This window comes from Brevibacterium limosum (assembly GCF_011617705.1).
Lineage (GTDB): Bacteria > Actinomycetota > Actinomycetes > Actinomycetales > Brevibacteriaceae > Brevibacterium > Brevibacterium limosum.
In genome coordinates, this window is sequence record NZ_CP050154.1 from 2463475 (window position 1) to 2489738 (window position 26264).

Annotated in this window: 31 protein-coding genes and 1 riboswitch; of the genes, 9 read left to right on the top strand and 22 right to left on the bottom strand. The window is 65.7% G+C overall.

What is annotated here, in order from left to right; translation table 11 throughout:
- Positions 1-8: 8 nt before the first annotated feature.
- From GUY37_RS11075 to GUY37_RS11100, 6 genes are all read right to left on the bottom strand, one after another.
- A complete protein-coding gene (locus tag GUY37_RS11075; RefSeq protein ID WP_166825522.1) occupies positions 9-836 on the bottom strand; it encodes an ABC transporter ATP-binding protein in 828 nt (275 codons plus the stop codon).
- Positions 833-1846, bottom strand: a complete 1014-nt coding sequence (locus GUY37_RS11080; RefSeq protein WP_166829658.1) for a FecCD family ABC transporter permease — start codon at positions 1844-1846, stop codon at positions 833-835. Before GUY37_RS11080 ends, GUY37_RS11075 begins: the two co-directional genes overlap by 4 nt.
- 86 nt (positions 1847-1932) lie before the next feature.
- Positions 1933-3000 (bottom strand): iron chelate uptake ABC transporter family permease subunit, encoded by a 1068-nt coding sequence (locus GUY37_RS11085; protein ID WP_208094671.1) that lies wholly within the window; start codon positions 2998-3000, stop codon positions 1933-1935.
- A 96-nt stretch (positions 3001-3096) separates the two neighbouring features.
- Complete coding sequence (locus GUY37_RS11090; RefSeq protein ID WP_166825525.1) at positions 3097-3582, bottom strand: SufE family protein; 486 nt, start codon at positions 3580-3582, stop codon at positions 3097-3099.
- The gene (locus GUY37_RS11095) at positions 3582-4490 is read right to left on the bottom strand and encodes a sulfurtransferase (protein ID WP_166825528.1); all 909 of its coding nucleotides are present in this window, start codon (positions 4488-4490) and stop codon (positions 3582-3584) included. Before GUY37_RS11095 ends, GUY37_RS11090 begins: the two co-directional genes overlap by 1 nt.
- A gap of 72 nt (positions 4491-4562) precedes the next feature.
- Positions 4563-5351 carry an alpha/beta fold hydrolase gene (locus tag GUY37_RS11100; RefSeq protein WP_166825531.1) on the bottom strand — a complete coding sequence of 263 codons (789 nt, stop codon included), beginning with the start codon at positions 5349-5351 and terminating at the stop codon, positions 4563-4565.
- 91 nt (positions 5352-5442) lie between these two features.
- On the opposite strand from GUY37_RS11100, the gene GUY37_RS11105 reads away from it, so the two are divergent.
- Positions 5443-5901, top strand: a complete 459-nt coding sequence (locus GUY37_RS11105) for an NUDIX hydrolase (protein ID WP_166825534.1) — start codon at positions 5443-5445, stop codon at positions 5899-5901.
- Between the two features lie 36 nt (positions 5902-5937).
- On the opposite strand, the gene GUY37_RS11110 is transcribed toward GUY37_RS11105, so the two are convergent.
- From GUY37_RS11110 to GUY37_RS11120, 3 genes are all read right to left on the bottom strand, one after another.
- On the bottom strand, positions 5938-6894 hold the full coding sequence (locus GUY37_RS11110; protein WP_166825537.1) for an ABC transporter substrate-binding protein: 957 nt from the start codon (positions 6892-6894) through the stop codon (positions 5938-5940).
- A gap of 100 nt (positions 6895-6994) precedes the next feature.
- Positions 6995-8473: an amino acid permease gene (locus GUY37_RS11115; protein ID WP_323127499.1), complete on the bottom strand. Its 1479-nt coding sequence runs from the start codon at positions 8471-8473 to the stop codon at positions 6995-6997.
- A gap of 106 nt (positions 8474-8579) precedes the next feature.
- Entirely contained in the window at positions 8580-9884 is a 1305-nt protein-coding gene (locus GUY37_RS11120; protein ID WP_166825540.1) for an FAD-dependent oxidoreductase, read from the bottom strand.
- Between the two features lie 125 nt (positions 9885-10009).
- On the opposite strand from GUY37_RS11120, the gene GUY37_RS11125 reads away from it, so the two are divergent.
- Positions 10010-10618 (top strand): TetR/AcrR family transcriptional regulator, encoded by a 609-nt coding sequence (locus GUY37_RS11125; RefSeq protein WP_166825543.1) that lies wholly within the window; start codon positions 10010-10012, stop codon positions 10616-10618.
- A 7-nt stretch (positions 10619-10625) separates the two neighbouring features.
- Here GUY37_RS11125 and GUY37_RS11130 read toward each other — a convergent pair whose 3' ends face one another.
- From GUY37_RS11130 to GUY37_RS11140, 3 genes are all read right to left on the bottom strand, one after another.
- Entirely contained in the window at positions 10626-11879 is a 1254-nt protein-coding gene (locus GUY37_RS11130) for an alpha-hydroxy acid oxidase (protein WP_166825546.1), read from the bottom strand.
- Positions 11880-12076: 197 nt separating this feature from the next.
- Positions 12077-12748, bottom strand: coding sequence for a response regulator transcription factor (locus tag GUY37_RS11135; RefSeq protein ID WP_266096628.1), 672 nt, complete (start codon positions 12746-12748; stop codon positions 12077-12079).
- Between the two features lie 2 nt (positions 12749-12750).
- The gene (locus GUY37_RS11140) at positions 12751-13929 is read right to left on the bottom strand and encodes a sensor histidine kinase (protein WP_166825548.1); all 1179 of its coding nucleotides are present in this window, start codon (positions 13927-13929) and stop codon (positions 12751-12753) included.
- Between the two features lie 335 nt (positions 13930-14264).
- On the opposite strand from GUY37_RS11140, the gene GUY37_RS11145 reads away from it, so the two are divergent.
- Positions 14265-14843 carry a histone deacetylase gene (locus tag GUY37_RS11145; RefSeq protein WP_166825551.1) on the top strand — a complete coding sequence of 193 codons (579 nt, stop codon included), beginning with the start codon at positions 14265-14267 and terminating at the stop codon, positions 14841-14843.
- Here the strand turns inward: GUY37_RS11145 and GUY37_RS11150 are convergent.
- Positions 14794-15762: a ketopantoate reductase family protein gene (locus GUY37_RS11150; protein WP_166825554.1), complete on the bottom strand. Its 969-nt coding sequence runs from the start codon at positions 15760-15762 to the stop codon at positions 14794-14796. The two genes, GUY37_RS11145 and GUY37_RS11150, sit on opposite strands and share 50 nt — an antisense overlap.
- Positions 15759-16445, bottom strand: a complete 687-nt coding sequence (gene thiE / locus GUY37_RS11155; protein WP_228278149.1) for a thiamine phosphate synthase — start codon at positions 16443-16445, stop codon at positions 15759-15761. Before thiE ends, GUY37_RS11150 begins: the two co-directional genes overlap by 4 nt.
- A gap of 11 nt (positions 16446-16456) precedes the next feature.
- Positions 16457-16560: riboswitch (TPP riboswitch) on the top strand.
- On the opposite strand from thiE, the gene thiO reads away from it, so the two are divergent.
- The 4 genes from thiO (at position 16550) to GUY37_RS11175 (ending at position 19956) form a co-directional block, all read left to right on the top strand.
- Positions 16550-17707, top strand: coding sequence for a glycine oxidase ThiO (thiO, locus tag GUY37_RS11160; RefSeq protein WP_166825557.1), 1158 nt, complete (start codon positions 16550-16552; stop codon positions 17705-17707). Its footprint overlaps the riboswitch before it by 11 nt.
- On the top strand, positions 17704-17961 hold the full coding sequence (gene thiS / locus GUY37_RS11165; protein ID WP_166825560.1) for a sulfur carrier protein ThiS: 258 nt from the start codon (positions 17704-17706) through the stop codon (positions 17959-17961). The genes thiO and thiS overlap by 4 nt, the downstream gene beginning before the upstream one ends.
- 1 nt (position 17962) lies before the next feature.
- A complete protein-coding gene (locus GUY37_RS11170; RefSeq protein WP_166825563.1) occupies positions 17963-18730 on the top strand; it encodes a thiazole synthase in 768 nt (255 codons plus the stop codon).
- Positions 18727-19956, top strand: coding sequence for a ThiF family adenylyltransferase (locus GUY37_RS11175; protein ID WP_166825566.1), 1230 nt, complete (start codon positions 18727-18729; stop codon positions 19954-19956). Before GUY37_RS11170 ends, GUY37_RS11175 begins: the two co-directional genes overlap by 4 nt.
- Positions 19957-19968: 12 nt before the next feature.
- On the opposite strand, the gene GUY37_RS11180 is transcribed toward GUY37_RS11175, so the two are convergent.
- Positions 19969-20481: an SRPBCC family protein gene (locus GUY37_RS11180; RefSeq protein ID WP_166825569.1), complete on the bottom strand. Its 513-nt coding sequence runs from the start codon at positions 20479-20481 to the stop codon at positions 19969-19971.
- A gap of 23 nt (positions 20482-20504) precedes the next feature.
- On the opposite strand from GUY37_RS11180, the gene GUY37_RS11185 reads away from it, so the two are divergent.
- Positions 20505-21149, top strand: a complete 645-nt coding sequence (locus tag GUY37_RS11185) for a mismatch-specific DNA-glycosylase (protein ID WP_166825572.1) — start codon at positions 20505-20507, stop codon at positions 21147-21149.
- Here the strand turns inward: GUY37_RS11185 and GUY37_RS11190 are convergent.
- The 5 genes from GUY37_RS11190 to GUY37_RS11210 form a co-directional block, all read right to left on the bottom strand.
- Positions 21146-21775 carry a thymidine kinase gene (locus GUY37_RS11190; protein WP_166825575.1) on the bottom strand — a complete coding sequence of 210 codons (630 nt, stop codon included), beginning with the start codon at positions 21773-21775 and terminating at the stop codon, positions 21146-21148. The two genes, GUY37_RS11185 and GUY37_RS11190, sit on opposite strands and share 4 nt — an antisense overlap.
- The gene (locus tag GUY37_RS11195) at positions 21768-22421 is read right to left on the bottom strand and encodes a PepSY domain-containing protein (protein ID WP_228278151.1); all 654 of its coding nucleotides are present in this window, start codon (positions 22419-22421) and stop codon (positions 21768-21770) included. Before GUY37_RS11195 ends, GUY37_RS11190 begins: the two co-directional genes overlap by 8 nt.
- 102 nt (positions 22422-22523) lie before the next feature.
- A complete protein-coding gene (locus GUY37_RS11200) occupies positions 22524-22985 on the bottom strand; it encodes a VOC family protein (RefSeq protein WP_166825580.1) in 462 nt (153 codons plus the stop codon).
- A gap of 13 nt (positions 22986-22998) precedes the next feature.
- Positions 22999-23211 carry a mycothiol transferase gene (locus GUY37_RS11205; protein ID WP_323127500.1) on the bottom strand — a complete coding sequence of 71 codons (213 nt, stop codon included), beginning with the start codon at positions 23209-23211 and terminating at the stop codon, positions 22999-23001.
- Between the two features lie 60 nt (positions 23212-23271).
- Positions 23272-23913 (bottom strand): hypothetical protein, encoded by a 642-nt coding sequence (locus GUY37_RS11210; RefSeq protein WP_166825585.1) that lies wholly within the window; start codon positions 23911-23913, stop codon positions 23272-23274.
- A gap of 141 nt (positions 23914-24054) precedes the next feature.
- Here GUY37_RS11210 and GUY37_RS11215 point away from each other — a divergent pair, with 141 nt between their 5' ends.
- Complete coding sequence (locus GUY37_RS11215) at positions 24055-24342, top strand: YrhK family protein (RefSeq protein WP_166825588.1); 288 nt, start codon at positions 24055-24057, stop codon at positions 24340-24342.
- Here the strand turns inward: GUY37_RS11215 and GUY37_RS11220 are convergent.
- Both GUY37_RS11220 and GUY37_RS11225 read right to left on the bottom strand, forming a co-directional pair.
- On the bottom strand, positions 24275-24814 hold the full coding sequence (locus tag GUY37_RS11220; RefSeq protein WP_166825590.1) for an HXXEE domain-containing protein: 540 nt from the start codon (positions 24812-24814) through the stop codon (positions 24275-24277). The two genes, GUY37_RS11215 and GUY37_RS11220, sit on opposite strands and share 68 nt — an antisense overlap.
- A 42-nt stretch (positions 24815-24856) precedes the next feature.
- Positions 24857-26263 carry an ATP-binding cassette domain-containing protein gene (locus GUY37_RS11225; RefSeq protein WP_228278473.1) on the bottom strand — a complete coding sequence of 469 codons (1407 nt, stop codon included), beginning with the start codon at positions 26261-26263 and terminating at the stop codon, positions 24857-24859.
- Position 26264 lies beyond the last annotated feature (1 nt).

Sequence of the window (26264 nt, forward strand, 5' to 3'; positions counted from 1 at the left end):
TCTTCGGCTCACCGCTGGGCGAAGGTCTTCTTCGGTGCTCCTGCCACGATCATCGGAGCATCCGTGACCGGATCGTCGATGACCGTGCATTCGATGCCGAACACCTCTTGGACGAGTTCCGAGGTGATGATCGTCTCCGGCGGTCCCTGAGCGACGATTGCGCCGTTCTTCATCGCAATGATCTCATCGGCGTACCGGCATGCTTGGTTGAGGTCGTGGAGGACGGCGACGAGCGTGTGCCCGTATTCGTGGTTGAGCTGCGAGAACAGGTCGAGCAGCTCGATCTGGTAAGCGACGTCGAGGAAGGTCGTCGGTTCGTCGAGCAGCAGGAGGGAGGTCTCCTGGGCGAGCACCATGGCTACCCAGACGCGTTGGCGCTGACCGCCGGAGAGCTCATCGACGAGTCGTGAGGACAGCTCTTCGGTGTTCGTCGCCCGCAGCGCCGACAGCACCGCGGTTTCATCAGCGTCGGTCCACTGGCGCAGGAACGACTGGTGGGGATGACGCCCGCGGGAGACGAGCTCGGCGACCGTGATCCCTTCCGGGGCGATGGACGACTGCGGGAGAAGGCCCAGCCGTTGGGCGATCTTCTTCGTCTTCATCTTCGCGATGTTGTTCCCGTCGAGCAGCACTGCGCCCTTCGCCGGCGGCAGCAGCCGGGCGAGGGCCCGCAGAAGGGTCGACTTGCCGCAGGCATTGGGACCGACGATGATGGAGAACTTTCCGTCCGGAATGCTCACATCGAGATCGTTGACGATCTGGCGCTGGTCATAGGCCAGATCGAGGTTCTCGGCGATCAGCGGTGAAGATGCGCCGGCGGTGGAGGGAGTGCTCATGATGCCTTCCGAGCTTCTTGGATGAGGAGCCAGATGAGGTAGATGCCGCCGATGCTCACTGTGATCACGCCCACGGGCAGCTGGATGTCACCGAAAGCATGTTGGGTGATGAGATCAGCGCCGACGAGGAGCAGTGCTCCGACCGCCGCAGAGGTCAGCAGGCTGGTGCCCTGCGCCCGGGCGATCCGCCGTCCGATCTGCGGGGCGGCCAAGGCGACGAAGGCGATCGGCCCGGCGGCGGCTGTGACCATGGCGACGAGAGCGACGGCGATGACGATGAGCACGGCTCGGATGGGCTCATTGCGTACGCCCAGGGCCTTCGCCGTGTCATCGCCGAGTTCCAAGGTTCCCAGGTCTCTGGCGAAGAGACCGCAGGCGAGTCCGAGGACGATCGTGGCCACAGCTGCCGGGGCGATCGTCGACCAGCCCATTCCATTGAGGGTGCCGGCGCCCCAGGTGGCAGCAGCCATCGCGAGCTCAAGGTCGGCGCGCATGATCAGCCAGGTGTTGAAGGCATTGAGCATGGCCGTCAGAGCGATTCCCACGATGATGAGCCGGAATCCCTGGACACCGCCCTTCCACGTGAGCAGGTAGACGACCACTGCGGTGAGGAGCCCGCCGATGATCGCTCCTGCCGCAGTGGAGACGAAGCTCGTGCCGAAGACGATGATCGTGACGATGCCGCCGGTGTAGGCACCGGTGGAGAAACCGATGATGTCGGGAGAGCCGAGAGGGTTGCGCGTCAGCGATTGGAATACCGCTCCGGAGACTCCGAGTCCGGCCCCGAGGACGATTCCGGCGATGATGCGCGGTGCCCGCCACTCCCCGACTACGGTGTTGACGATGCGCTTCTCCGCGGCACCGAACAGTCCCTGGAAGACTTCGGTCGGAGTCAGCGAGAACTTGCCGAGCATGAGACCGGCGAACCCGCAGGCCAATGCCAGTAGAGTGATGATTCCTGCGGTGATGACGACCCGCAGGTCGATGCGGAATCCGAAGACGCGCACCATGGGACGGCCGAAGTCGACTTTCTCCCCCGGCAGTGCATGCGGGTACGCAGTGAGGCTGCGGTCGGTGACCGCAAGGTTGGTGGTCTTCACAGGCCGCTCGCCTTCTTCCGGCGGACAAGGGCGATGAGCACCGGAGCGCCGACGAACGCGGTGACGACTCCGACCTGGAGTTCGCCGGGTTTCATCACGACTCTGCCGATGACGTCCGAGGCCAGGAGCAGAATGGGTGAGAGAACGAGTGAGTAGCCGAGGATCCACCGCTGGTCGGGACCGACGATCCACCGGGCGATATGCGGAATCATCAGGCCGATGAATCCGATCGGTCCGGCAGCGGCCGTAGCGGCTCCGGCCAGAAGGGTCACCGCGAGGATGGAGAGCACTCGGGTGCGGTTGACCGAGGTGCCGAGGCTGGCGGCCAGGTCGTCGCCGAGGGCGACTGCGTTGAGTGAATGGGACAGTGCCAGCGCGAGCACCGTGCCGATGATCATGAACGGCAGGATCGCGGTGATCGTATCGAAGTCACGGCCGGCGATCGCGCCGACGTCCCAGGACCGGAAGGCGTCGAAGGCACGTTCGTTGGTCAGCAGGATCGCTTTGGTCAGCCCGGTGAGCACAGCAGCGACGGCGACTCCGGCCAGAATAAGGCGGATCGGATCGACCGTGCGACTGCGGCCCGCGGACCCGATGACATAGACGCCGACAGTGGCGACGAGGGCGCCCCCGAAGGCGAACCAGATGTACCCGGTGATCGAAGAGATCCCGAAGAATGCGACCCCGATCGTAATCGCCAGGGAGGCTCCGGCGTTGACGCCGAGGATGCCCGGGTCGGCCAAGGGATTGCGAGTCAGAGCTTGGATGAGCCCGCCTGCCAGACCCAGTCCCATGCCGACGAGGATGCCGAGCACGGTCCGCGGCAGGCGCAGTTCGAGGACGACGAGCTGATCGTCGCTTCCGGTGGGTGCGAAGAAGGCTCCGAAAACTTCCGAGATCGGCATATCCCGCGCGCCGATGGCCAAGGACGCTGCGACCACGACGATGAGCGTGACGATCGCCGCGACCAGTCCCAGCACTCGTCTGATCCGCAGGCTCCCACCGGTCGAATGACTGGTGTCGGGATGCGGTTTCGCCTCGGCAGAGGTGGCGGAACCGGTCATCGAGGTGGTCCTTTGAGTGAAGTGGCGATCAGTTGACTAAGGGCAGGCTAACCACACTGTAACTCACTGGATCACCTCAGCCAAGCGAGAGGAGTCTCACTCGGCTGTGATCTTGCCGATCCTCTCGGACACCTGACGCTGGATCCGGGAGAGCATCCCGCTCATTCCGCGCAGCCTCAGTGGGCTGACGACCTCCGACATCGACAGGCGCAGCGGCAGGTCGGCCGGCACCGACAGGATCGCCTCGGCGCTGGCTCCGTCGAGTCCTTCGTGGAGGATCCCGGCGAATCCGCGCGTCGTCGGTGCCTCTGGGGGTGCGGAGAAGTGCAGCCGCACTTCTGCCTGCTCCCCCGCCTCGGGGTCGGCCACCTCGGTGACGAGGAAGATCGGCGACTGGCATTCGGGGACGGGCTCGAGCAGTTCGGGGTGATCCGTGTACTTCTCGGGCAGGTCCGGAAGGTCCATCGCGAATTCCAGCAGCACCTGCAGACGGTCATCGGTCGGGGTTTCGGCGAAATCTGTGACGATCTCTGCCAGCGCCTCCGGCAGGTCATCGGTCTTGGGCGTCGTGGTCTCAGTCATCAGCGTCCGGGTGCCTCTCCGGGCTCGGCTCCGGTGACGATCGGCACGCCGACGACGTTGCCCCATTCGGTCCAGGAGCCGTCGTAGTTGCGCACATTGTCATATCCGAGCAGGTGCTTGAGGACGAACCAGGTGTGGCTGGAGCGTTCGCCGATGCGGCAGTAGGCGATCACTTCGTCGCTCTGACCCAGTCCGGCCTGTTCGGTGTAGAGCTCCTTGAGTTCGGCGGCGGACTTGAAGGTGCCGTCTTCGTTGGCTGCCTTGCCCCAGGGCATCGACTTCGCGCCGGGGATATGGCCGCCGCGCAGTGCGCCTTCCTCCGGGTAGGCGGGCATGTGGGTGCGTTCGCCGGTGTACTCCTCGGGGCTGCGCACATCGATGAGCGGCAGGTCGCCGAGGCTGTCCCTGACCTCGGGCAGGAAGGCGCGGATGACCGAATCGTCACGTTCGACGACGGGGTATTCGGAGGGTACGGGCTGCGGCTTGTCCGTGGTCATCTCGCGGCCTTCGGCCTGCCATTTCGCGCGACCGCCGTCCATGAGGCGGACGTCTTCGTGGCCGAAAAGGGTGAAGACCCACAGGGCGTAGGCGGCCCACCAGTTGGACTTGTCGCCGTAGACGACGATGGTGTCATCGCGGGAGATGCCCTTGGCGGACATGAGTGCGGCGAATCCTTCGCCGTCGACGTAGTCACGAGTCACGGGGTCGTTGAGTTCGGTGTGCCAATCGACCTTGACTGCTCCGGGAATGTGCCCGGTCTCGTAGAGCAGCACGTCTTCGTCGCTTTCGACGATGACGAGCCCGGGATCGCCTGCATGATCAGCCACCCATTCCGTGCTGACCAGTCGGGTTCCGTCCGCGTATTCGGCGAACTTCGGTGCGGGATCGGCCGGGATCGAAGTGCTCACGCATTCCTCCTCAAAATTGGTGACTGGGTGTGCTCGCTGTGGCAACGTCGAGCGCGTTCAGCATATTCCTTTTCAGGATCGACTGAGGAATGCCGTCAGCGCTGAGACGAACGCCTGCGGTTTCTCCGAATGCACCCAGTGGCCCGAGCCCTTGACCGTGAGAAGTGTCGTGCGCGGGAACAGGGCGCGCATCTGCGGCAGGTCGTCACGGTCGACGTAGTCCGATTTCTCGCCGGCGACCCACAGCACGGGGTGATCGAAGACGGCATCTCCCATGTCCGGGAAATCCCCGATGATATCGAGGCTCGAATGCAGGAGTGCGAGGTTGGGCTGCCAGGAATACCCCGCCGAGGTGGGGCGCAGGTTCTGCAGCAGGAATCCCCTGATCGCGGCCTCGGGGATCGGCTCCTGAAGAGCCGCATCGGCCTCGGTGCGCGAGGTGATCTGGTCGAGGTCGAGCGCGGCCAGACTCGAGAGCAGATGGTCGAAGACGCCGGTCGAGCCGCCGGCGGTGGGGCCGATGTCGACGACGACGAGGCGGTCGATGAGTTCCGGGTGGCGCAGGGCCAGCACCATGGCGACCTTTCCGCCCAGGGAATGTCCCACCAGATGCACGGGCTGTTCACCAGGGTCGACCGCCTCGGCGATATGGGCCGCGACGGCATCGGCGAGCTCGACGTAGTCGAAGGTCTCGGTCCATTCGGACTCGCCGTGGTTGGGCAGGTCGACGAGGAGGCTGGAGAAGTCGGGCTCGATGTCCTTGGCGATGCGGGTGAAGTTCTTGCCCCGGCCGAACAGTCCGTGCAGGAAGACGACCAGGCGCCCGGAATCGCCGATGCGAGTGCTGTTGATGGTGGTCACGTCTCCAGCCTATCCGGTCGGCTTCCTCTCGGGTCGGCTTCCCCGGCAGACCGCCGCACCCGACGGATCCGGCACGGGTAGGGTGAAGGGCATGCACTTCTCCGAATATGACACCCGACTTGCCGGTTACGCGGTCATCGTCAATGACGACGACGAGATCCTCCTCAGCTGGTTCAACGGCGGGAAGGACCGCCTGCACGCGATCTGGACGCTGCCCGGAGGCGGAATCGAATTCGACGAGAGCATCGAAGCGGGGACAATCCGGGAGATCAAAGAGGAGACCGGCTACGACGCTGAGCTGATCCGGCCCCTGACCACGCATTCCTTCACGGAATCACGTCGCAATCCGGCGTTCGGCGACTCGACAGCGCGCCCCTTCAAAGGTGCGCGTGTCGTCTATGAGGCTCGCGTCACCGGCGGCACGCTGGGCACCCTCGAAGTCGATGGGACGACGGACCGGGCGGAATGGCTGCCGATCGCTTCGCTGCGGGATGTGCGCCACGCCCGCATCATCGACATCGGCCTCGATGCGTGGCGTGCCGCTGTGTGAGTTCTGCGCAGCGGCGCAGAAGCGCACGATCGTCGGTCACTTCACCTTGTCGGCGATGAGGCCCGGGAGCTTCTCCGCTGTGTATTGTGCCGAGAGGATCGAGTTGAGTGAGAATGCCTTGCGGATGTCGTCGTTGTCTGTGGTCAGAACGAAGTCGTGCCCGTCTTTGACGGCCGGGATGCGCTGATAGGCAGCATCGTCGGTGACATCGGTGTCCTCGATGTAGATCGGGAACGTCATCAGCAGGTCCGCGTCGAGCTGATCGAGGTTCTCCTCGGAGATCGGCGCGGAGAAGCCCTCGGCCTTCATTCCGGCAATCGTCTCGGACTGCTTGAAGCCGAGCTCCTCCATGACCTGCACGCGACCTGATTCCTCGACGTAGGCGCCCCATCCGTCGGCGGTCTTCGCTGCCACGGTCACGGACTTGTCCTCGAACTCGGGATGAGCTTCGCGCGCATCGGCGTAGGTCTTGTCGAGGTCGTCGAGCAGCTTCTTCCCGTCGTCGTCCTTGCCGAGTGCCTGGGAGACGAGGTCGACCTGCTGGTCCATGGTCGTCAGGTAGTTGTCGCCGCCCTCGGGAACTCCGACCGTCGGAGCGATCTCGGAGAGGCGGTCGTAGCGCTCCTTCTCTCCCGAGCTGTTCGTATCGAGGATGACGTCGGGCTCCAGTGCCGCGATGGCCTCATAGTCGGGTTCCATCGTCGCGATGATCTCCGGTGCCTGGTCATAGAGGTCCTCGGCCCAGGGCCCGACGCCCTTGCCGCCGAATTCCACCCAGTCGGAGGCGCCGACGGGTTGGACTCCGAGCGCCAGGGCGGTCTCGGCATCGCCCCACCCCAGGGCCACGACCTTCTGCGGATCGGCGGGCACCTCGACGGCGCCGAATTTCGTTTCGACGGTGGGACCCGACGCTTCGTCGGCTGAGTCCGCTCCTCCGCCGCAGCCGGCGAGGACGAGGACGGAGGCAATCACTGGGGCGAGAATACGGCGCATGGAATCCTTCTTGAGTAGTTAGGCGAGCCTAGCTTAACCCATTTCTGCGATGTCGCGGTGCCCACCGCGCGGCCGCCTCGGCGAGGGGTCGACAACCGGATCAGGGCGTCTTGATCTCCAGACCATCGACGTCCATGCCGTCGAGGGCGACCATGCGCGAACGTCGGCCGGTGACGATGCGGTGGATGACCCACACCAGCAGGAACGCGGGCAGCCCTGCATAGGCGCTGGCGACCTGGAGGAGCTGGCCGTTGACGATGGCCTGCACGTTCTGGCCGATGATGACGACGATGAGCATGATCAGCGCAATGATCGGGCCGATCGGGAACAGCGGTGCCCGGTACGGCAGGTCTGCGACATCATGACCCTGCCGCACATAGGCACGGCGGAACCGGAAGTGACACCAGGCGATCCCGACCCAGACGATGAAGCCGGAGAGTCCCGAGACGCTGATCAGCCAGGTATAGGCCCCGCCGTCGCCCATGATCTCGGTGAGGAATCCGAACAGACCGATCGCGGCGGTGGCCAGCAGCGCCATGACGGGGACTCCCCGTTCGTTGAGTCGGGCGAACAGCCTCGGCGCTGTTCCCTCTTCGGCCATGGCATAGAGCATGCGAGTGGAGGCGTAGAGGCCGGAGTTGCCGGCTGAGAGGATGGCGGTGAGGATGACTGCGTTCATCATCCCGGCGGCCACGGCGATTCCGGCGCGTTCGAAGACGAGCGTGAACGGTGAGGCGGTGATGTCCTCATTGTTCGCCGAGGCCAGCAGGGATGGGTCGGTGTAGGGCAGGAGGAAGCCGATGACGGCGATGGCTCCGATGTAGAAGAGCATGATGCGCCAGAACACGGTGCGGATGGCTCGGGGCATGTCCTTGCGCGGGTTCTCCGACTCCCCTGCGGTGACACCGACGAGCTCGGTGCCTTGGAACGAGAATCCGGCGATCATGAACACGCTGATGACCGACATCCACCCGCCGACGAACGGGGCCTCGCCTGCCGTCCAGTTGCTCAGTCCGGGTGAGGTTCCGCCGAGGATGCCGACGATCATGAGCACGCCGAGGACGAGGAACGCCAACACCGCCGTGACCTTGATGGCGGCGAACCAGAACTCGCCTTCGCCGAAGGCCTTCGCGGACAGGAAGTTCAGCCCGGCGAGGAGGATGAGGAAGACCGCCGCCCAGATCCACGACGGCAGGTCGGGGAACCAGAAGGACATGATGACACCGGCGGCGACGAGTTCGGCGGCCAAGGTGATCGCCCAGTTGAACCAGTAGTTCCAGCCCATGGCGAAGCCGAATGAGGGGCTGACGTATTTCGTGCCGTAGGTGTGGAACGATCCGGCCACGGGCAGGTGGGTCGACATCTCACCCAGGGACTGCATGACGAAGAGGACCATGATGCCGATCGCCGCGTAGGCCAGCAGAGCACCGCCGGGGCCCGCCTGGGAGATCGTGCCGCCGGAGCCGAGGAAGAGCCCGGTGCCGATGGCACCCCCGATGGCGATCATCTGCAGGTGGCGAGACTTCAGTCCTCGTCGGAGTCGGCGTTCTTCGCTCGCCGAGGCAGGTGGCATTCCCATGGTCATCCTCGTTAGTGGTTCGGCAGGTCCGCGCACGAGGACCCTGGCCATTCCTACCACACACGGGGCCATCCGCGGCCGATGGGAACGGCGGGTGGGAGCAGGGTCACATCCTCCTAGGCGGCGATTCGAGCAGCCGGAGTATCGGCTTGAGTGCGGACCGGATGCTGATGACGCGGAACGCCTGGTCACGGGCGAACGCGAAGAGGCGAAACCGATCGAACATCAGCCGGGCCAAGGCGCGGGAGTTGTCGTGAGCGGCTTCGACTCGTGGTCGCTGGCGGGCCTCGAACCTCGCGAGCGCTGCCTCAGGTGCGTCGGCTGTCGCTGGTCCGCCCGGACTCGAGGGTGTCCCAGACCCAGCGACCAGGGCAGAGAGCTCTTCGGCAAGAACCCCGGCCGATTCCATCGCCATTCCGGCACCGATCCCGGCCGTGGGGAGGAAGCCTGCCGCCGCATCACCGAGCAGAACGGTGCGACCACGGCTCCAGCGCTGTGCCCGAGAATCTCGCAGCGGCCAGAAGAAGGGGTCGTGTGCCTCTGCGACTGCGGTCAGGCAGGCCGCGATCCGTGGCGTCAGATCCGTGAGGCGGCTGCGGACCTCCGCCGCGAATCGCCGCGGGCCGAGCGGCTGCCGGGAATCCGGACAGCCGAGAAAGACTCCGACGGCACCCTTGACCGGATAGATGCCGAGGAAGAACCCGTCGCCCCAGATCTCATTGACGGCGTCGTCATCGGCATCCGCCTCGGCCCAGCAGACCCATCCGCCCCAGGTCGTATCCACGGCGTCCCCCACCGCGGACTCGGCGGAGTCGGCCTCGGTGGTGCTGCCGCTCACGAGCCGGCGGGTTCGGGAATTCATTCCGTCAGCGATGACGACGATGTCGAAGGCGAGTTCTGACGACGGGCTCCGGCTTCGGGCGCCGGGGTCCGCACCGGCCACGGTCACGGTGGTGCCGTCATCAGCCAGCCCGGTCACTGTTGTGTCAAAGGCGATCGGGCAGTCATCGCCGGTGAGCACGTCGAGCAGGGCCGCGCGTGAGAGTCCGCGGTAGTCGCCGTAGTCGGCCAGCAGATCGCCGAGGTGGTCCTGCCTGAGAACCCTGCCGGTATGCGCATGTGCGATGTAGCGGTTGATGCCGACGCTGGCATCGAGGTAGGCCTGCCGGGAATCGAGCTCGTCGATGATGGGATCGACCATGGGCATGAGAGCAAGCATGTATCCGGCCCGGTTGTCACCGATCATCCGCGCGGCATCGGCGGAGCGGTCGATGAGGATCGGGTGCATGCCGCGGGCGCGGAGCAGCTGAGCCAGGGTGACCCCGGCGATTCCAGCTCCGACGATGAGGATGCGCGGCTCTCCTGAACTCACGTTCTTCAGCTGCTCGTCGACTGTGGCCGCAGTGATCATGCGTGGGCTCCTCCGGGGGACCGATTCGCTGCGCCGCCCCGTGTTTGGACCGGCTGGTCCAAACACGGTATCACTGGGTGGACCACCTGGTCCAGAAGTGTGTCGGACATTGCTAGACTGACTTCGTGTCCGAGACCGCGCTGGCGCGCATGCGCCCCGAGAAGCGAGCCGCGCTCATTGATGCCGCGGCGCGAGAATTCGCCTCGCGGACGTTCGAGGAGGCGTCGCTCAATCGGATCATCTCCAGCTGCGGGATGAGCAAGAGCTCTTTCTATCATGTCGTCGGTTCGAAGGACGGTCTCTTCTCCCTCGTCGTCGCTGATCTCGCTGCGGCGGCCCGTCGATTCTGGACACCGCCTGCTCCGGGCAGCTTCGCGGACAGCTTCTGGGACAGTGCGCGCTCGGTCTGGGACGACGTTGTGCGAACGTGGCCCGATAGCCGTGAGCTCACGCTGCTGTGGCACATCGTCTATGCGAACTCGGAAGATCCCGCTGTCCGCGAGCTCGCCGGTCGTGTCGAAGAATGGGTGCGTGCGGTGCTCATTGCCGGACGTGAGACTGAGGCGATCGATGCCGAGTGTCCGCTCGAACTCCAAACCCTGTCGGTGTTCTCACTCTTACGCACCTTCGACGAATGGGCTCTGAAACTCGCGGAGAATGACAGCTCAGCCGTCGACACGGAAACGGCCGCAGTCCATCAGTTCCGTCTGCTCGCACGACTGCTGCGTGCCTGACTGTCTCTCACACAGACTCGGCCGGGCTCTCACGGCCTGAGGTCGCTACCTGCGGCAGTCCGCGGGCGAGTTCGGGACCGAGGTCAGAGATGCTGCGGGCACCCATGAGGCCCATGGCGGTGAGGATCTCCTGCCGGAGGAGGGCGATCGCCCTCTCGACGCCTCGCTGTCCGCCGGCCATGAGCCCGTACAGGTAGGCTCGGCCGATGAGCACGAAGTCCGCACCGGCGCACAGTGCGGCGACGACATCGGTGCCGGACATGACTCCGGAGTCGAAGATGAGTTCCATCTCCGGTCCGACTTCGGCACGGACTTCGGCCAGAGAGGTCAGCGATTCCGGTGCCCGATCGAGTTGACGGCCTCCGTGGTTGGAGACGACGAGTCCGTCGGCACCGACAGATCGGGCGCGCCGGGCGTCGTCGGCGGTGAGGATGCCCTTGACGAACAGCCGTCCCGTCCACTGCTCGCGGATCCACCGCAGGTCATCGAGGTCGAGGGTCGGATCGAACATCGTCTGTGTCATCTCGGCCAGGGACTGGGAGGTGTTCGACAGTGACGCGTACTTCGGCGGTTCGGTGGTGAGGAAGTTGAACCACCAGCCGGGACGATAGGAGGCGTCGAGGATGGTTCCCAGATTCAGTCGGGGTGGAATCGTCAGACCGTTGCGCTGATCGCGCAGACGCTGGCCGGTGATCGGGGTGTCGACGGTGACGAGAAGAGTCTCGTATCCGCTGGCGGCGGCGCGCTGGATCAGGTCGAGACTGCGCTGCCGGTCCTTCCAGAGGTAGAGCTGGAACCACCGGGTGGAATCCGGCGCCGCCTGGGCGACGTCTTCGACCGAGGTTGTGCCCATCGTCGACAGCGAGAACGGGATTCCGGCCTTCGTCGCCGCGCGCACTCCGGCGACCTCGCCTTCGGAGTGCATCATGCGCGTGTAGCCGGTCGGGGCGATGCCGAAGGGCAGTCGGGCTCGAGCGCCGGCGATCGTCGTCGCTGTGTCGGGGGCGTCGACTCCGTGGAGGATTCGGGGAAGAAGCTCCACGTTCCCCAGTGCGTCACGGTTCTTCTTCAGGGTCCGCTCGTCCAGAGCGGCACCGTCGACATAGTCGAACGGAGCCGTCGGAGTCACTCGCTTGGCGATGCGGCGGAGGTCCCAGATGTCTGCGGCCGACTCCAACCTGGCAGCGACACGATCGAGGCGGGGCAGGTCGAACTGCAGCAAGGGGGCGAGCTCTTTGAGATCAGGCAGTCGACGTTTCATCTCTCTCCTTGTTCAGGGCCCGGCTGGCATCCGCGTCCCGGAGGTTCCACGGTGGGGTCGTTCGCGGTCCGCAGAATGGAGTCTAATGAGGCGAGCGCCGCACCCGCTGAGGCGACCGTCATCCGAACGCCTGTCCACCCGAATCGAGGTACTCGACTCGCCCTACGCGAGTCGCTGAAACCCCGCAGGTCGAATGCTCAGTTCCGGTCGAGGTAGGCGAGCACTGCCGCCACGCGTCGGCTCGTCGTCTCCCCCGCCGGGAGGCCGAGTTTGTCGAAGATCGCGCTGATGGCCTTCTCGACGGAGCTGACGGACACGTAGAGGCGTTCGCCTATTCCCCGGTTCGACAGTCCCTCGGCCATCGCTTCGAGCACTTCATTCTCTCGCGGTGTCAGGGTCGACAGCGTGTTCTGCCGGTCCGAGGTGGTGAGCAGCTGTCGGACGACGTCGGGATCGATGACCGTTCCGCCTTCGGCGATCCGATGGACCGATTCGAGGAACCGGTCGATGTCGGTCACCCGGTTCTTCAGCAGGTAGCCGACGCCGACGGATTCAGTGCTCAGCAGCTCTGTCGCATACTCGCGCAGCACGTACTGGCTGAGGACGAGCACGCCGATGTCCGGGAAGCGTCGTTTGATCGCCAACGCCGCCTCAAGGCCTTCCGTCGTATGGGTCGGCGGCATTCGCACGTCGACGATCGCAAGGTTCGGTCGCAGCTCGGCGACCGCCCGCAGCAGCTCGCCTCCGTCTCCGACGGACGCGACGACGCTGATCCCTTCGTCTTCGAGCAGACTGCGCACACCTTCACGCAGCAGCACCGCGTCATCTGCGAGAACGGCGCGCATCTGATTCTCCTGCTTCTCTGTCATGGTCACCTCTCGGTCGTACCGACTTCTTCTGCGATTCCGTGCGGAATCCGAGCGCAGACGGTGGTGCCTGCACCCTCATGGGAGTCGACGGTGAGACTGCCATCGAGCGCACCGACCCGCCGTGCGAGACCTTGGAGTCCGCCTCCATCCGAATTCGCTCCGCCGATACCGTCATCGGCGATGGTGACGGTCAGCGTCCGCGCCTCGTCGACGATGCCCACCGTGATGCTTCCCGCCTCGGCGTGTTTGACGATGTTCGTCACCGCCTCTCGGACGACGAAGTAGGTGGCGGATTCCACTGCCGGCGGAAACCTGCCCTCCGGCACGGTCGTGAGGGTCAGCGGCACAGGGCTGCGGTCGGCGATCCTCTCGAGCACGGGACGGAGTCCGTGGTCGTCCAATGCTGTGGGGTAGACCCGCCAGGCGACTTCCCGCATCTCGTCGATGAGGTCCTGGGACTGGACGAGGGCATCGTCGAGCAGGCGTTGGGCTTTCGCCGGGTCAGAGGCACGCTGGGCACGAGCGATGAGCACGGACAGGGAGACGACGTTCTGCTGCACGCCATCGTGCAGGTCGCGTTCGATCCGGCGTCGTTCCTCGTCGATGGCGAGGACGACTCCGCGGCGGGTCGTCAGCAGCTCGCTGATGCGGGTGTGGACGGCGAAGGGACGCTCCACCTCGGCGAAACGCGCATCGATGCGCCCGTGCGCCCAGTTCGCCGCTTCGGCCACCGCCGCGGCTCCGATGAGGTTCGCCGCTCCGTAGAGGACACCGACGAACAGCGTCGGCTGGGAGATCGTCCACATGTCGAATCCGATGTCGATCGCTCCGCCGATGAAGAATCCTTGTACGAGCGAACCGAGAGTGACGAAGAGGAACCCGCCGAGCAGGTTCGCGGTGGGCACGATGGCGATCCCTGCGACGAGGCCGTGGCAGAGAAGGAATCGGCGGTGGGTCGGCGCCGTGGCGAGGACGAGTCCGAATCCGCGGGAGTGTCGGGAAAGCTCCCAGCTTCTCACCCTCCCGGCAAGACGAGACGACGGCGGGAATGCGGAGGCGATGAGCAGCGGCAGACACAGCAGACCGCCCCACAGGACCGCCAGGACGGACCGCGCCCATCGCGCGGCGAACATCCGTGATTCGGGAGGGATCCGGGTGGACAGCGCGCTCGGCCAGGGCATGGCTCGATCGTAGCAACGCAGATCGCCGCCACACAGGGGTTCGGCCGCAGTCTCGGGTTCCGGTTTTCCGCAGCGATGCCGCCGGTCGACCGCGCTGACTGTGTGCCTGACCGCGTACCGGGTCTCTGGCCTGGGCACTCTATTCGACGGGAATCGGATTGGTCGGCGGCTCGATCTCCGCGGACCGCCCGCTTCTGGGAGTGGCCGTCGGCATCGGCATCGCCGTGGACGTCGCCGGCACAGCCGAACTCGTCCGCAGGCTTCGGCGACACCGTCGCGGACGCACCGGGGCCCGATTCGACAGTCTCCGGGGCCGAGGTGGCACCATGGAAGGGATGTCTCAAACACATGTGTGGTACGTCAGCTACGGTTCGAACATGGCCCGCGATCGGCTCGCCTGCTATCTGCAAGGCGGGCGGCCGCCCGGAGCGATGGTGACCTATCCGGGGGCCAGAGACGGGACGCTCCCCCAGGCCGAGGCCGGGATCGAACTGCCCGGCACCATCTACTTCGCCGGTGAGTCGAAGGTCTGGGGCGGCGGAATGGCCTTCTACGATCATTCCCTGCCCGGACCGACCCCGGCCAAGGCCTACTTCATCACCGCCGCGCAGTTCGCCGATGTGGCGGCCCAGGAGATGAACCGCCCACCCGAACCCGACAGTCCGTTGGAACAACTCGTCTTCGATCTGCCCGCCGGCAGCTCCCATTCGGTGGGTCCGGGCGGGTACGAGACCCTGCTCGTCCTCGACGATGCCGACGGCGTCCCGATGGTCACGTTCACGGCCGCCCATGGTTCAGCCGATGCCGAACACGCCCAGCCGCAGGAGCCGTATCTGGCGATGCTGCGCACGGGCACAGCCGAAGTCAGGGCCGCTTCTGCTGGGCAGCACCTGCCCGCAGCTGCACAAGTGTGAGATCGAGCAGCGGAGTCACCACTCCCAGTTCGTCTGCTGTGCGCGCCAGATCGCCGAGGATGTGCTCCGTCTCGCTCGGCAGCCCGGCCGTCACGTCCCGGTAGAGGGATGAGGTGAAGGCAGACCCGTCCTCGGTGAGCATCTTCAGCGTCATGGCGTGGGACTGCTCTGACACCGAATGTCCGGCGGCTGCCGCCACAGCTTCGAGTTCATCGACGATGGCATGCACATGCGGCCTGCCACCGGCGCCCATGATCGCTCCCACCGGCGCACGGAACAGACAGGTGACGACTCCGGCTGCGGCGATGAAGATCCACTTCTCCCACAGTCCGTCGATGATTCCGTCGATGACCTGGAGTCTGAACCCGGGCACGTCGAGTGCTTCGATGATCCGGGCCGACGCTTCTGCGCCGTCGATGCCGCCGATGGTCATCACGGCCAGATCGGTGAGCTGAACGACGGCACCGTCTCTGATGGTGCCGACGATCTTGACGAGTCCGCCGAGAACTTGTCCGGGATAGCGGTTCTGCAGCTTCTCGATCTGGGCCATGCCGTTGAGGAACGGGACGATCGTCGTCTGCTTTCCCACAGCCGGTCCGATGTCTTCGATGACCGAGTCGAGGCCGCCGGCTTTGACCGCGACGAGGACGAGGTCATAGGTCTGCAGTGCGGCACTGAGTTCCTCTGCGGTGACCACCTCGACCTGATTCGTCCGGTCATCATCGGGAGCCGTGAAGCGCAGCCCTTCCGAGCGAACGGCTTCCGCCCGAGCCTGCCTGAGCAGGAACGTGACATTGCGACCGGCCTCGTGCAGGTAGGTGCCGAACGCTCCGCCGGTAGCACCTGCCCCGGCGATGAGGATCGACAGGTCGGCACCTCCACCGGGTGCCGTGGTTGCGCTGTCAGCTGCTTCGGTCATCTCAGATCCTCCTTGAGCTCCCGAGCGGCCGCCGCGGGATCCTCTGCCGAGGTTATCGCACGGACGACGACGGCACGGTTCGCGCCCGCCTGCCGGATCGCATCCAACCTCTCCGCCGCTGAGATCCCGCCGATGGCGAACCACGGTGTGGCCGCCGCGGCGGCGGCGGTGGCGGTCAGCAGTTCCGTCCCCACGGAGGTACGGCCGGGTTTCGTCGGGGTCTCCCATACCGGGCCGACACAGAAATAGTCGGTCTCGGGGTCGGCCTCGGCGACGAGCGCCTGGCCGAGGGTATGTGTGGAGCGGCCGAGGATGACGTCGGGGCCGAGCACGGCTCTGGCTTGAGCACTGGTGAGGTCGCCCTGCCCGACGTGGAAGACATCGGCGTCGGTGAGGAGCGCGACATCGGCACGGTCGTTGACGGAGAAGAGCTTGCCGTGCCGGGCAGCGGCGTCCTTGAGGATCTCCAGTGCTGTGATCTCGGCGCGGGCCTCGAGGCTCTTGTCCCTCAGTTGGATGATGTCGACTCCCCCGGAATAGGCGGCGTCGAGGAACTCGGCGAGGTCGCCTTGAACGGTCCTGGCATCGGTGCACAGGTAAAGCTTCGCCTCTGCCAGTCGGGCCTCCCGCCAGGCTCTCTTCGAATGTCGCGCTGCGGTGCGCGGTGGCATCTGTGTGGTCATGGTCATAGAGTAGAGGAGTTCGCGGGAGCCTCCCAACGAGGCTGAGAGGGCGTAAGAGCCGACCGTCAGACCTGATGCGGATCATGCCGCCGGAGGGAGAAGCTGTGAGGGTCATCGTCATCGGCGCCGGAATCATCGGCCTGTCCACGGCCTGGTATCTGCGCCGTCTCGGCGCCGAAGCCACCATCATCGACCCCGCCCCTGCCCAGGGGGCGAGCCATGCCGCCGCGGGGATGCTCGCTCCCGCCGCGGAGGTGGTGTGGGGGCAGAGTCCCCTGTATCCGCTGATGCGGGCCTCGGCGAAGATGTATCCGGATTTCGCCGCCGAGGTGGCGAGCGCCGCCGGAGCCGATCTCGGCTTCACGGATGCCGGAACCCTGGTGTGCGCCGGTGACCGCGCCGATCTGCAGGCGCTGAGGGAGCTGCGCGACGCGCAGTCGCGGTCCGGTTTCGCAACCGAGCTGGTCACCGGCAGCGCTGCTCGCCGGATCGAGCCGTCGCTGGCGCCTGCCGTGGCCGGTGCCGTGCACATTCCCGGTGATTGGTCGATCGACCCCCGTCGGGTCTCGGCCGCTCTGCTGTCTGCCCTGTCGGCTGACGCGGTGTCGCTCGTTCGGCAGCGGGTGACCGAGCTGCTCAAGGACGGCGATGCGACTGTGGGTGTCCGACTGGCCGATGGCCGCCGGATGGAGGCCGATCAGGTGATCGTCTGCGCAGGCATTGCCGTGACTGAGATCGCGGGTTCACCGGAACTGCCGATCCGAGAGGTTTGGGGTGATGTTCTGCGGCTGCGCGCCCCTGCCGAGGTGGCTCCCCTGCTGACGCGCGTCATCCGCGGACTGGTCAACGGTCGCTCCGTCTACCTGGTGCCTCGTCCCGACGGAGAGATCGTGCTCGGCGCCAGTTCCCGTGAAGACGGGCTCTCCGGCACCCCTGCCGGAGCCATCCACCGACTGCTCGCTGACGGGCAGCGACTGGTCCCCGGCATCCTCGATGCGGAGATCACCGACATCACCACCCGCGCCCGGCCCGGGTCCCCCGATGACCTGCCGATGATCGGGCGCATCGATTCCGGCTGTGTCGTGAGCACCGGGTATTTCCGACACGGGATCCTCTTGGCCCCGCTCGGCGGCAGGCTCGGAGCCGAACTCGCCGTGGATGCCGCTTCCGACTGGCCACCTGACGGGACGCTCCAGTCCGTGTGCCCACAGCGCTTCACCACAGCAGACACCACCACTCACTCAGCGAGGAGCTTTTCATGACCGATCGCGATCACGCACCGACCATCGTCCTCAACGGCGAACACCATGAGCTGTCGAGCGCCACCTCGGCGCTCGACCTCATCGCCGACGTCACCGGACGGGAGCTGAACCCCGATGGGACACCTGCCGACGGCGGACGTCTGGGCATCGCTCTGGCCGTCGACGGTGACGTCATTCGGCGCGGAGCCTGGTCCGATTTCACCCTGGCCGACGGGCACACCGTCGACATCGTCACCGCAGTGCAGGGAGGCTGAGATGACCTGGACGATCGATGACGTGGAGCTGTCGTCCCGCCTGGTGATGGGCACGGGTGGGGCGAGTTCCCTGAGCATTCTCGAAGACGCCCTGCTGGCCTCGGGAACCGAGCTGACCACGGTGGCGATGCGCCGTTTCGACGCCGAGTCCCGAGACTCGGTATTCAGCATGCTGCAGCGCTTGGGGATTCGGGTCCTGCCGAACACAGCCGGCTGCTACACGGCCCGGGACGCCGTGCTCACAGCCCGCCTGGCCCGAGAGGCACTGGAGACGAATTGGGTGAAACTCGAGGTCATCGCCGATGAGGACACCCTGCTGCCGGATCCCATCGAGCTCTTCGCCGCCGCCGAGGAGCTCGTCCTCGACGGATTCACGGTCTTCGCCTACACGAACGACGATCCGGCTCTGGCCAAACGCCTGGAGGACGCCGGGGTGGCTGTGGTGATGCCGGCCGGCGCGCCGATCGGCAGCGGACTGGGCATCCTCAACCCGCACAACATCGAAACCATCGTCTCCCGTGCACAGGTGCCGATCATCCTCGACGCCGGTGTCGGCACCGCCTCGGATGCGGCCTTGGCGATGGAACTCGGGTGCACCGCGGTGCTCCTGGCCTCTGCCGTCACCCGCGCCCACGACGCTCACGCCATGGCCCGGGCAATGGCCCTGGCCGTGGAAGCCGGACACCTGGCGGGCGCGGCAGGGAGGATTCCGAAACGACCGTTGGCATTGGCATCGTCGCCGTTCGACGGAATGGTCGCAGCACAATGACCGCCGTGTCCACGACGACTCCCGCTGCCCAGGTGTCGCTGCCTCCGCTCGTCGACCCGGTGGAGGCTCTGTCCCGGGAGGAGCTGGAACGCTACTCCCGGCATCTGAGTCTGCCGGGATTCGGACTCGAGGGTCAACGACGTCTGCGGGCCGCCTCGGTGCTGGTCATCGGGGCGGGCGGGCTCGGGGCCCCGGTGCTGGGCTATCTGGCGGCCGCCGGGATCGGGTCGATCACGATCATCGACGATGATGTGGTGGAGGCCTCGAATCTGCAGCGCCAGATCATCCACCGGGATGCCGATGTGGGCCGGGCGAAGGCCGAATCCGCGGCCGCGGCACTGAGACGGCTCGATCCCGGTCTCGCTGTCCGCCCGATCGTGGGCCGGGTGAGCCCGGAGAACGCGCTCGACCTCTTCACCGCCCACGATGTCGTCCTCGACGGTGCGGACAACTTCGCGACCAGGTACCTGTCCAATGATGCCGCAGAACTCACCGGCACCCCCTTGGTATGGGGCACGATCTTCCGGTTCGCCGGTCAGGTGAGCACCTTCGTCCCCGGTCACGGACCGATGCTGCGCGACCTGTTCCCGGACATCCCGGAACCCGATTCGGTGCCCAACTGTGCCGAGGGAGGTGTGCTCGGGGTACTGTGCGGAACCGTGGGGTCGGCGATGGCGACCGAGGCGATCAAGCTCATCTGCGGAATCGGTGCACCCTTCATCGGTCGACTGCTGCGCTATGAGGCGCTGTCCGGGGAGTATTCGACACTGCGGTTCTCCCCCGATCCCGACCGTGCCGCGGTCACCGATCTCACCGAGGTGGCTGCCGCCTGTGCCGCGGATCCGGACGGTGGTGAGGCGACCCGCTCCTCGGTGGACGAGATCGACGTCGCCGAATTTCGGTCCTGTCGAACCGATGTGGTCGTCGTCGATGTGCGGGAGGACTGGGAACGGGAACTGGCGGCGATCCCCGGTTCGGTGCATCTGCCTCTGGACGGTATCCGAGACGGTGGCTGGGAGGCACTCACAGCGGCGCTCAGGGATAGTGCCGTGCGTCCGGAGTCGGCGGTCGATATCGTCATCCACTGCAAGTCCGGGGCTCGGTCAGCCGAAGCCGTCGGGATCCTGTCCGGTTCGGTGCCGAACGGCGTCCGCCTGCGCTCGCTCGCCGGCGGCATCGATGCGTGGTCGGCCGCCGATCGACTGCAGTCAGCTCGAACGGACTAGAGACCGGTGAGGTCAGGAGCCCGACCGGTCTGCCAGCATGGTTCTGAGCCCCCGTTCGCCGGCTCTCATCACGGCACCGTGCATGAGTCCGGACAGCGGTCGCATCGCCCTGACGATCATTCTGGTCGTCGTCACGCACCACAGTGAATCGATTTCCGTCGTACCTCGGACGTCGGTCAGGGTCCACAGGCCCTCGCCGCGCAGATCACCATCCGAACGGAACCGGATGAGGCGGGGAGCATCGGCCTCATCGACCTCGATGGCGAAACGCAGAGACCACCCGATCGGGGCATGGACCAGGAGATGGGCTCGACTGCCGGGAGTCACTGCGGTTGCGCCGGCCGGGTCAGCATGCGCGGGGCCCGTCTCTTCGCCCGCGGTCAGGCCCGGCCACCACTGCGACCACTCGTCGACCCGTTCCAGAACCGCCCATACCGATTCGATTCCGGCGTCGACGATCCACCGGTCGTCGAAATGGAACGGTGCGGACTCTCCGGCCTGTGGGGTCACATGCGCGTGGCTCATGATACGACGGTAGTGTGAAGGATGTGAGTGAGGACAATTTCGTCAGCAACCGCCGGCCTTCCCCCTTGGGCGGCCGCAAACCGACCAGGGATGACCTTGCGGCGTTCGCCACGGACGATCCGAATGCGATCGACGATATCCTGCCGACCGACTCCTCCGGACTGAAGATGCTCATCGTCGGCATCAACCCGGGGCTGTGGACGGCCGCGGTCAATGCCCCGTTTGCGCGTCCCGGCAATCGTTTCTGGGCGTCGCTGCACCAGGCGGGTCTCACCGATCATCAGGTCGATGCCTCGCGCGGACTCGAACCTGCCGATGAACAGCAGCTGCTCAACCGTGGAATCGGTTTGACCAACCTCATCGGGCGAGCGACTGTCCGCGCCGACGAACTCTCCCGGCAGGAGCTGCATGAAGGTGCGGCACACCTCATCGAGCGTCTTGCCGACATTCGACCGCGTGCGGTGGCGATCGCCGGGATCACTGCCTTCCGCACCGGCTACCGGCTGCCGAAAGCTCCCCTCGGTCGGCAGGACACATCGCTGATCGACGGATGGCCCGCCGATGTGGATCTGCATGTGGTGCCGCAGCCGAGCGGACTCAACGCCCATTATCAGATCCCGGATCTCGCGCGGATCTGGCGTGAGGTCTGGGACAGCATCGACGACTAGGTCCGTGGCCCGCCTCCGGTGAAGTGCTGCCGACAGCGAGCGACATAGGTATCCAGCCCACCGACATGACTGGCGTCGATCACGGTCGCGGCGAGAGTCGACGCGGGAGCCGGCGCCCTCTTCGCCGCTTCTGATCCGAGTGGGCTCTCCGTCTGCTCCAGGCGTTGGTGGAACACGGCGTCTCTCCCGCACACGGTGCACACTGCGGTGAGTCTGAGGACGTCTTCGGCTACGGCCATGAGACTCGGCAGCGGCTCGAAGGGCTGCCCGTCGAAGGTCACGCACAGGCCTTCGACGATGACATCGAGTCCCCGTCCGAGGAGTTCCTCGACTGCGGGGACGAGTTCCGGGCCGAAGAACTGGGCCTCATCGATGGCGATGAGGTCGTAGTCCTTCTGCCGGGCCGCCTCGGCGAGGGACGCGACGTCTCCGAGCGGCACTGCAGGAATATTCACCCCGGTGTGCGAGGTGATCGTGGAGATGTCCGAACGGGTGTCGAGGGAATGGGACACGACGAGGACATCGACTCCGGCGATCGTGGCTCGCCGGACCCGGCGCATGAGCTCTTCGGATTTCCCGGAGAACATGGGGCCTGCGATGACCACGAGGCGTCCGGAGTCAGTCATCGACGCTGACTCGCTTGGTGTCGGTGTCGACGGTGACTTCCGTCTCTTCGCCGTCCTTGTCGAAATCGAACTGGAATTCCTTCACTTTGTCGTCGTATTCGAGCTTCCAGCCGATGAGCTTTCCGTCGGCCTTCTCCTGGGCCAGTTTGAGAGCTTCGTCGAAGGTCATCGGATCGTTGAGATCGATGGCCTTCTCCTCGTCCTCGGTCGAGTCCTGCTCGTGTTCGACGATCTTTCCGGTCTCGGCGTCGATCTCGATGTCATGATCGGTGTTTCCGTTGAGGATGGACACCTCGTACTGCCAGGCCTGGTCCCTGTCGTCCCAGTCGAGCTCGATGCCGTGAACGATTCCGTTCCCGACTTCCTTTTCGGCCGTCCTGATCGCGTCTTCGGCACTGATGGTCGGCGATTCCTTGCTCAGATCGGCATCGGCGGACAGACCCTTCCCCGACGAATCCTGAGTCGATTCCTTCGCCTCGTCCTCGCCGGGGTCCTCGCTCTGATCGTCGCCTTCGGCAGTGCCGGCCGGTGCCGATTCGCTTGCTGCGGGCGAATTCTGAGCCTCATCGGCTCCGTTTCCGGAATCACTTCCGCCACACCCGGCCAGGCCGAGTGTGAGGGCAGCAAGTCCTGCCACTGTGCTCATTGCCATACGATTCGTCTTCATGGTTGCCACGCTAGCAAGCAAACGCATCTCGCCGAGGGTTTCTGAGAACAATCTCATCTGGCACGCGTCCGCAGCCCGTACTCAGTCGAGGCAGAATTCGTTGCCTTCGGGGTCTGTCATCACGATGAATCCGTGTTCCAAAGGCGGATCCGGGTCGACGCGGCGAAGCCGGCTTCCGCCGAGTTCCGTCAGCCGGGTGCATTCGGTCTCCAATGCGTCCATCCGCTCATCGCCGTCGAGTCCGGGCGCGGCACGGACGTCGAGGTGCATGCGGTTCTTCACCGTCTTGGCCTCGGGCACCGTCTGGAAGAAGACGCGGGGACCGACCTCTTCGGGGTCGTCGATGGCGGCACGCATGTTCTCAGGGCCCAGTTCGATTCCGAGGTCGGCGATGAATTCCTTCCAGGCGGAGATCGGGTCCTCGTCTTCGCCGAGTCGTACCCCCGGCGGGCCGGGAATGATGTATCCGAGTGCTTCGGCCCAGAAGCGGGCAAGTCTTTCGGGATCCTGGCAGTCGATGGTGATTTGGACTGTTCGGCTCATGTTCGGTTGCTCCTTATCGTTCGGTTCTGCCGTCGATGCATTCGCGCAGCGGATCAGCATGGCCACAGTGGCGGGCATATCCTTCGATGCGGTGGACAAGGAATTCGCGCACCGCACTGTCTTCTCGGCCGACGTGTGCGCCGAGGTCGTCGTGTCTGCTGACTTCAGTGTCGGCGGCTGCCTGTTCCTGTTCGAGCAGCGACATCGTCGACGGTGGAACGGACATGGTGGTCATTCTGCTCCGGTGAGTGCCTGTGCGCCAGGGTCATGGCCCGGTTGTCAGGGTTCAGACAGCCAGGCTGTCGTCGAGTTCGAACAGGCTCGGGAGCTCCTCTCGGATCGTGGTTCCGAAGTCGAGGGCTCCCCCGAAGACGTCTTCGATGGTCTCGACTGTCTGCAGCACCCGGTCCCGGGAGAACTCGGGAATGAGCTCTCCGTGTTTGAGGTAGCCCCTGAGCACCCCAGTTGCGGCGGCCCTCAGCCCGAGTCGTCCGGCGATGAGCCAGGCGATGCATTCGGTTTCGAAACGCACCTGTGCGAGTTCGGCCGTCGATTCGGCTGCCGCCACTCCGAGGTCGGGCCCCTCCCCTCTGTGTCCGGTGAAGATGAGGGCGAGCTCGGTGAGGAGTCGGGTGAGCATGACGGAGGCGCTGCGTGTCTGCGGCAGATGCGTCGGCAGCAGGTTCTTCCTGCGCAGCGTGCTGAGCACTGTATGCAGCCCGTCCCAGGTGGGCGTGCCCGCGGTGCGAAAAGGACTGAGCACGCCTGAAGTGGCATCTGGCCGCTGCTGCGCGATGAGGGCCGCATCGATGGCGGACAGCTGTGGCGTCCGGCGGATGACGGCGAGCAGCTGGTCCCATGGCATCGCCGGACGATGGCCATGTTCCCCGGCACCGAGGGCATCGAATGAGTTCGAGTTCTGATCCATATCCTCACGGTAGGTGCAGCCACTGACGCGAGATTCAATGCGGCTCGGCTACCTTGCCCTGGTCTCCTTGCCCCGGCTTCCTCGCCTCGGCTGCAGCAGTAGGCTCGCGGTGAGAAGAGTTCAGTGGGAGAGGACAGAGCAGTGACAGAGAGCAACCGGGACATCCATCTGCGGATCGGACGGGAGGAACTCGTCATCCGGCAGCGCTACCAAGTCATCAGCATCGCCAATGATGTGCTCATCGGTCTGTGGTTCCTCATCGGCAGCTTCATGTTCTTCTCCGAGTCGCTGACCTATTCGGGAACGTGGCTGTTCGTCATCGGCAGCGTCGAGATGCTCATTCGTCCGGTCATCCGGCTCATCAGGCACCTGCATCTGCAGCGGCTGCGCAGCCCCTCAGCCGCCGGCGACGACTCCTACGACTACTGAATCCGCCCGTCCAGTCGATTCGCACCGCAAGCTGGGCAGCCGCGGCCGCTGCTCCCATCAGGGCGCTGCCGCGACGCCAGTCGGCAGCGGCCAGAGGTCGCCCCAGCTCGGCGAGCTCTCGCCGCGCGAGTGCCGCGCCTGGCCACATGATCGGCACGGCAGTGATCACTCCCGCGGTATAGCGTCGCAGCACTGCCGACGCCAGCAGGTGGGTGAACACGTGGGTTTCGAGCCCGGCGACGGTGAATCGGTAGAACGCGGACTCCCCTCGAGTCTGCATCCCACGGATCCCCGCCGCTGCCACAACGGCACCGACCAGGCCGATCGCGGCCAGGCTCTGACGTGTGCTCATCGTCAGCGCCTCGATGCCGGAGAGACCGGCCAGGTGGTCGGCCGTGGCAGGAAAGGTCAGGGCTTCCTCGGCATCATGCAGTGCCCAGGCTGCGAACATGGTCACGGGTCCGCGCATCATGGTGCATCCTTTCCGCTGTCGAGCAGCTTGCCCACCAGTCCATCATGATCGGGCTCGTCCGTCGGCCAGGCGCAGCCTGTGATGGGCCGACTCGTTCGCCCATCGCTGGTCGTGCGTGGTCGCCAGAACGGCGCCTCCACGGCGAAGGAATCGCTTGATGATCGCGTCCAGCCGGGTCATTGCCGCCAGGTCGCGTCCGATCGTCGGTTCATCGAGCAGCAGCACTGTCGCCTCGGTCATCAGTGCCGAGGCGATGACGACGTCTTTGCGTCGGGGCACGTCGAGGTCGTAGGGGTGCTCGTCGGCGATCTCTGTCAGATCGGCCGCGGTGAGGACGGTGTTCACGTCTGCCCTGCGTTGAGCTTGCACTCGCGCCCGATCTCGCCGCCGATGCGGCGGCAGAGGTGAGGCGTGAAGCAGTTCGCGTGCCACTGTTGCCGCGGAGAGCTGCAGCCCAGGATCCTGCCCCACCCACCCGAGGTGGGCGCTGCGCGCGTGGGCAGGCTGGGCATCCACCCGAGTCATCTCGCCGAGGCGGCCGACCGTGATCGTGCCCGTCACCGTCGCGGACCGGTCGAGAAGCCCGAGGAGAGCTCGCAGCAGCGTTGACTTGCCGGCCCCGTTGGCTCCTGTGACGGCGGTGAGTTCGCCGGACCGCAGATCGAGGTCGACGTCGTCGAGGATGCGTCTGCTTCCCCGGTCCACGTTGAGGTCGCGGACAGTGAGCACTGCATCCGCCTGATGGGTGGTCTCTGTCGGAAAGGTCGCGGCGGCATCGGTGCGGCTGTCCCAGATGCCGCCGGACCGAGTCGACCGAGTCGACGGCTGCAGCCGTCCTGCGTCGAGGAGGTGGGTCGGCGCGCAGCTCCGGGTGAGTTCGTCGATCTGATGGCCGGTGATGAGCACTGCCCCTCCCTGGGCACAGAATTCCTGCAGCACTGTCGCCAGGCGGGATCGCATCTGGGGATCCAGGGATTGTGCGGGTTGGTCGAGGATGAGCAGATCGGGCCCCGGCGCGAGGATCCGCGTCAAAGCGACCAGCTGCCTCTGCCCGCCGGAGAGTGTGTCCAGCCGTCGGTTCCACAGTCCTTCGATCCCGAGCAGTTCGACCATGTTCCGGGCTCGGTCGTGGGCCTCGGTCGGGTCGTATCCGTGCAGTCGGCATGCCAGCTGCGTCTCATCGCCGACGTGGCTGGTCATCCCGCTCAGCTGCGCTTCCGGGTCGTCGCCGAGCAGGGCGACCGTGCCGCCGAGGTCGATGGTGCCGGTCATGGTTCCGCGTGAGGTCAGTTGTCCCGCCAGGAGTCGGCACAGAGTCGACGTTCCCGATCCGAGCGGTCCGAGCACCGCGGTCATGTCTCCACCGGTGATTTCGAGGCTGATGCCGGTCAGTGCGGGATTGCGTTCTCCGTGATAGGTGAAGCCGCCGTCCGTGATCGCCGCGATCATC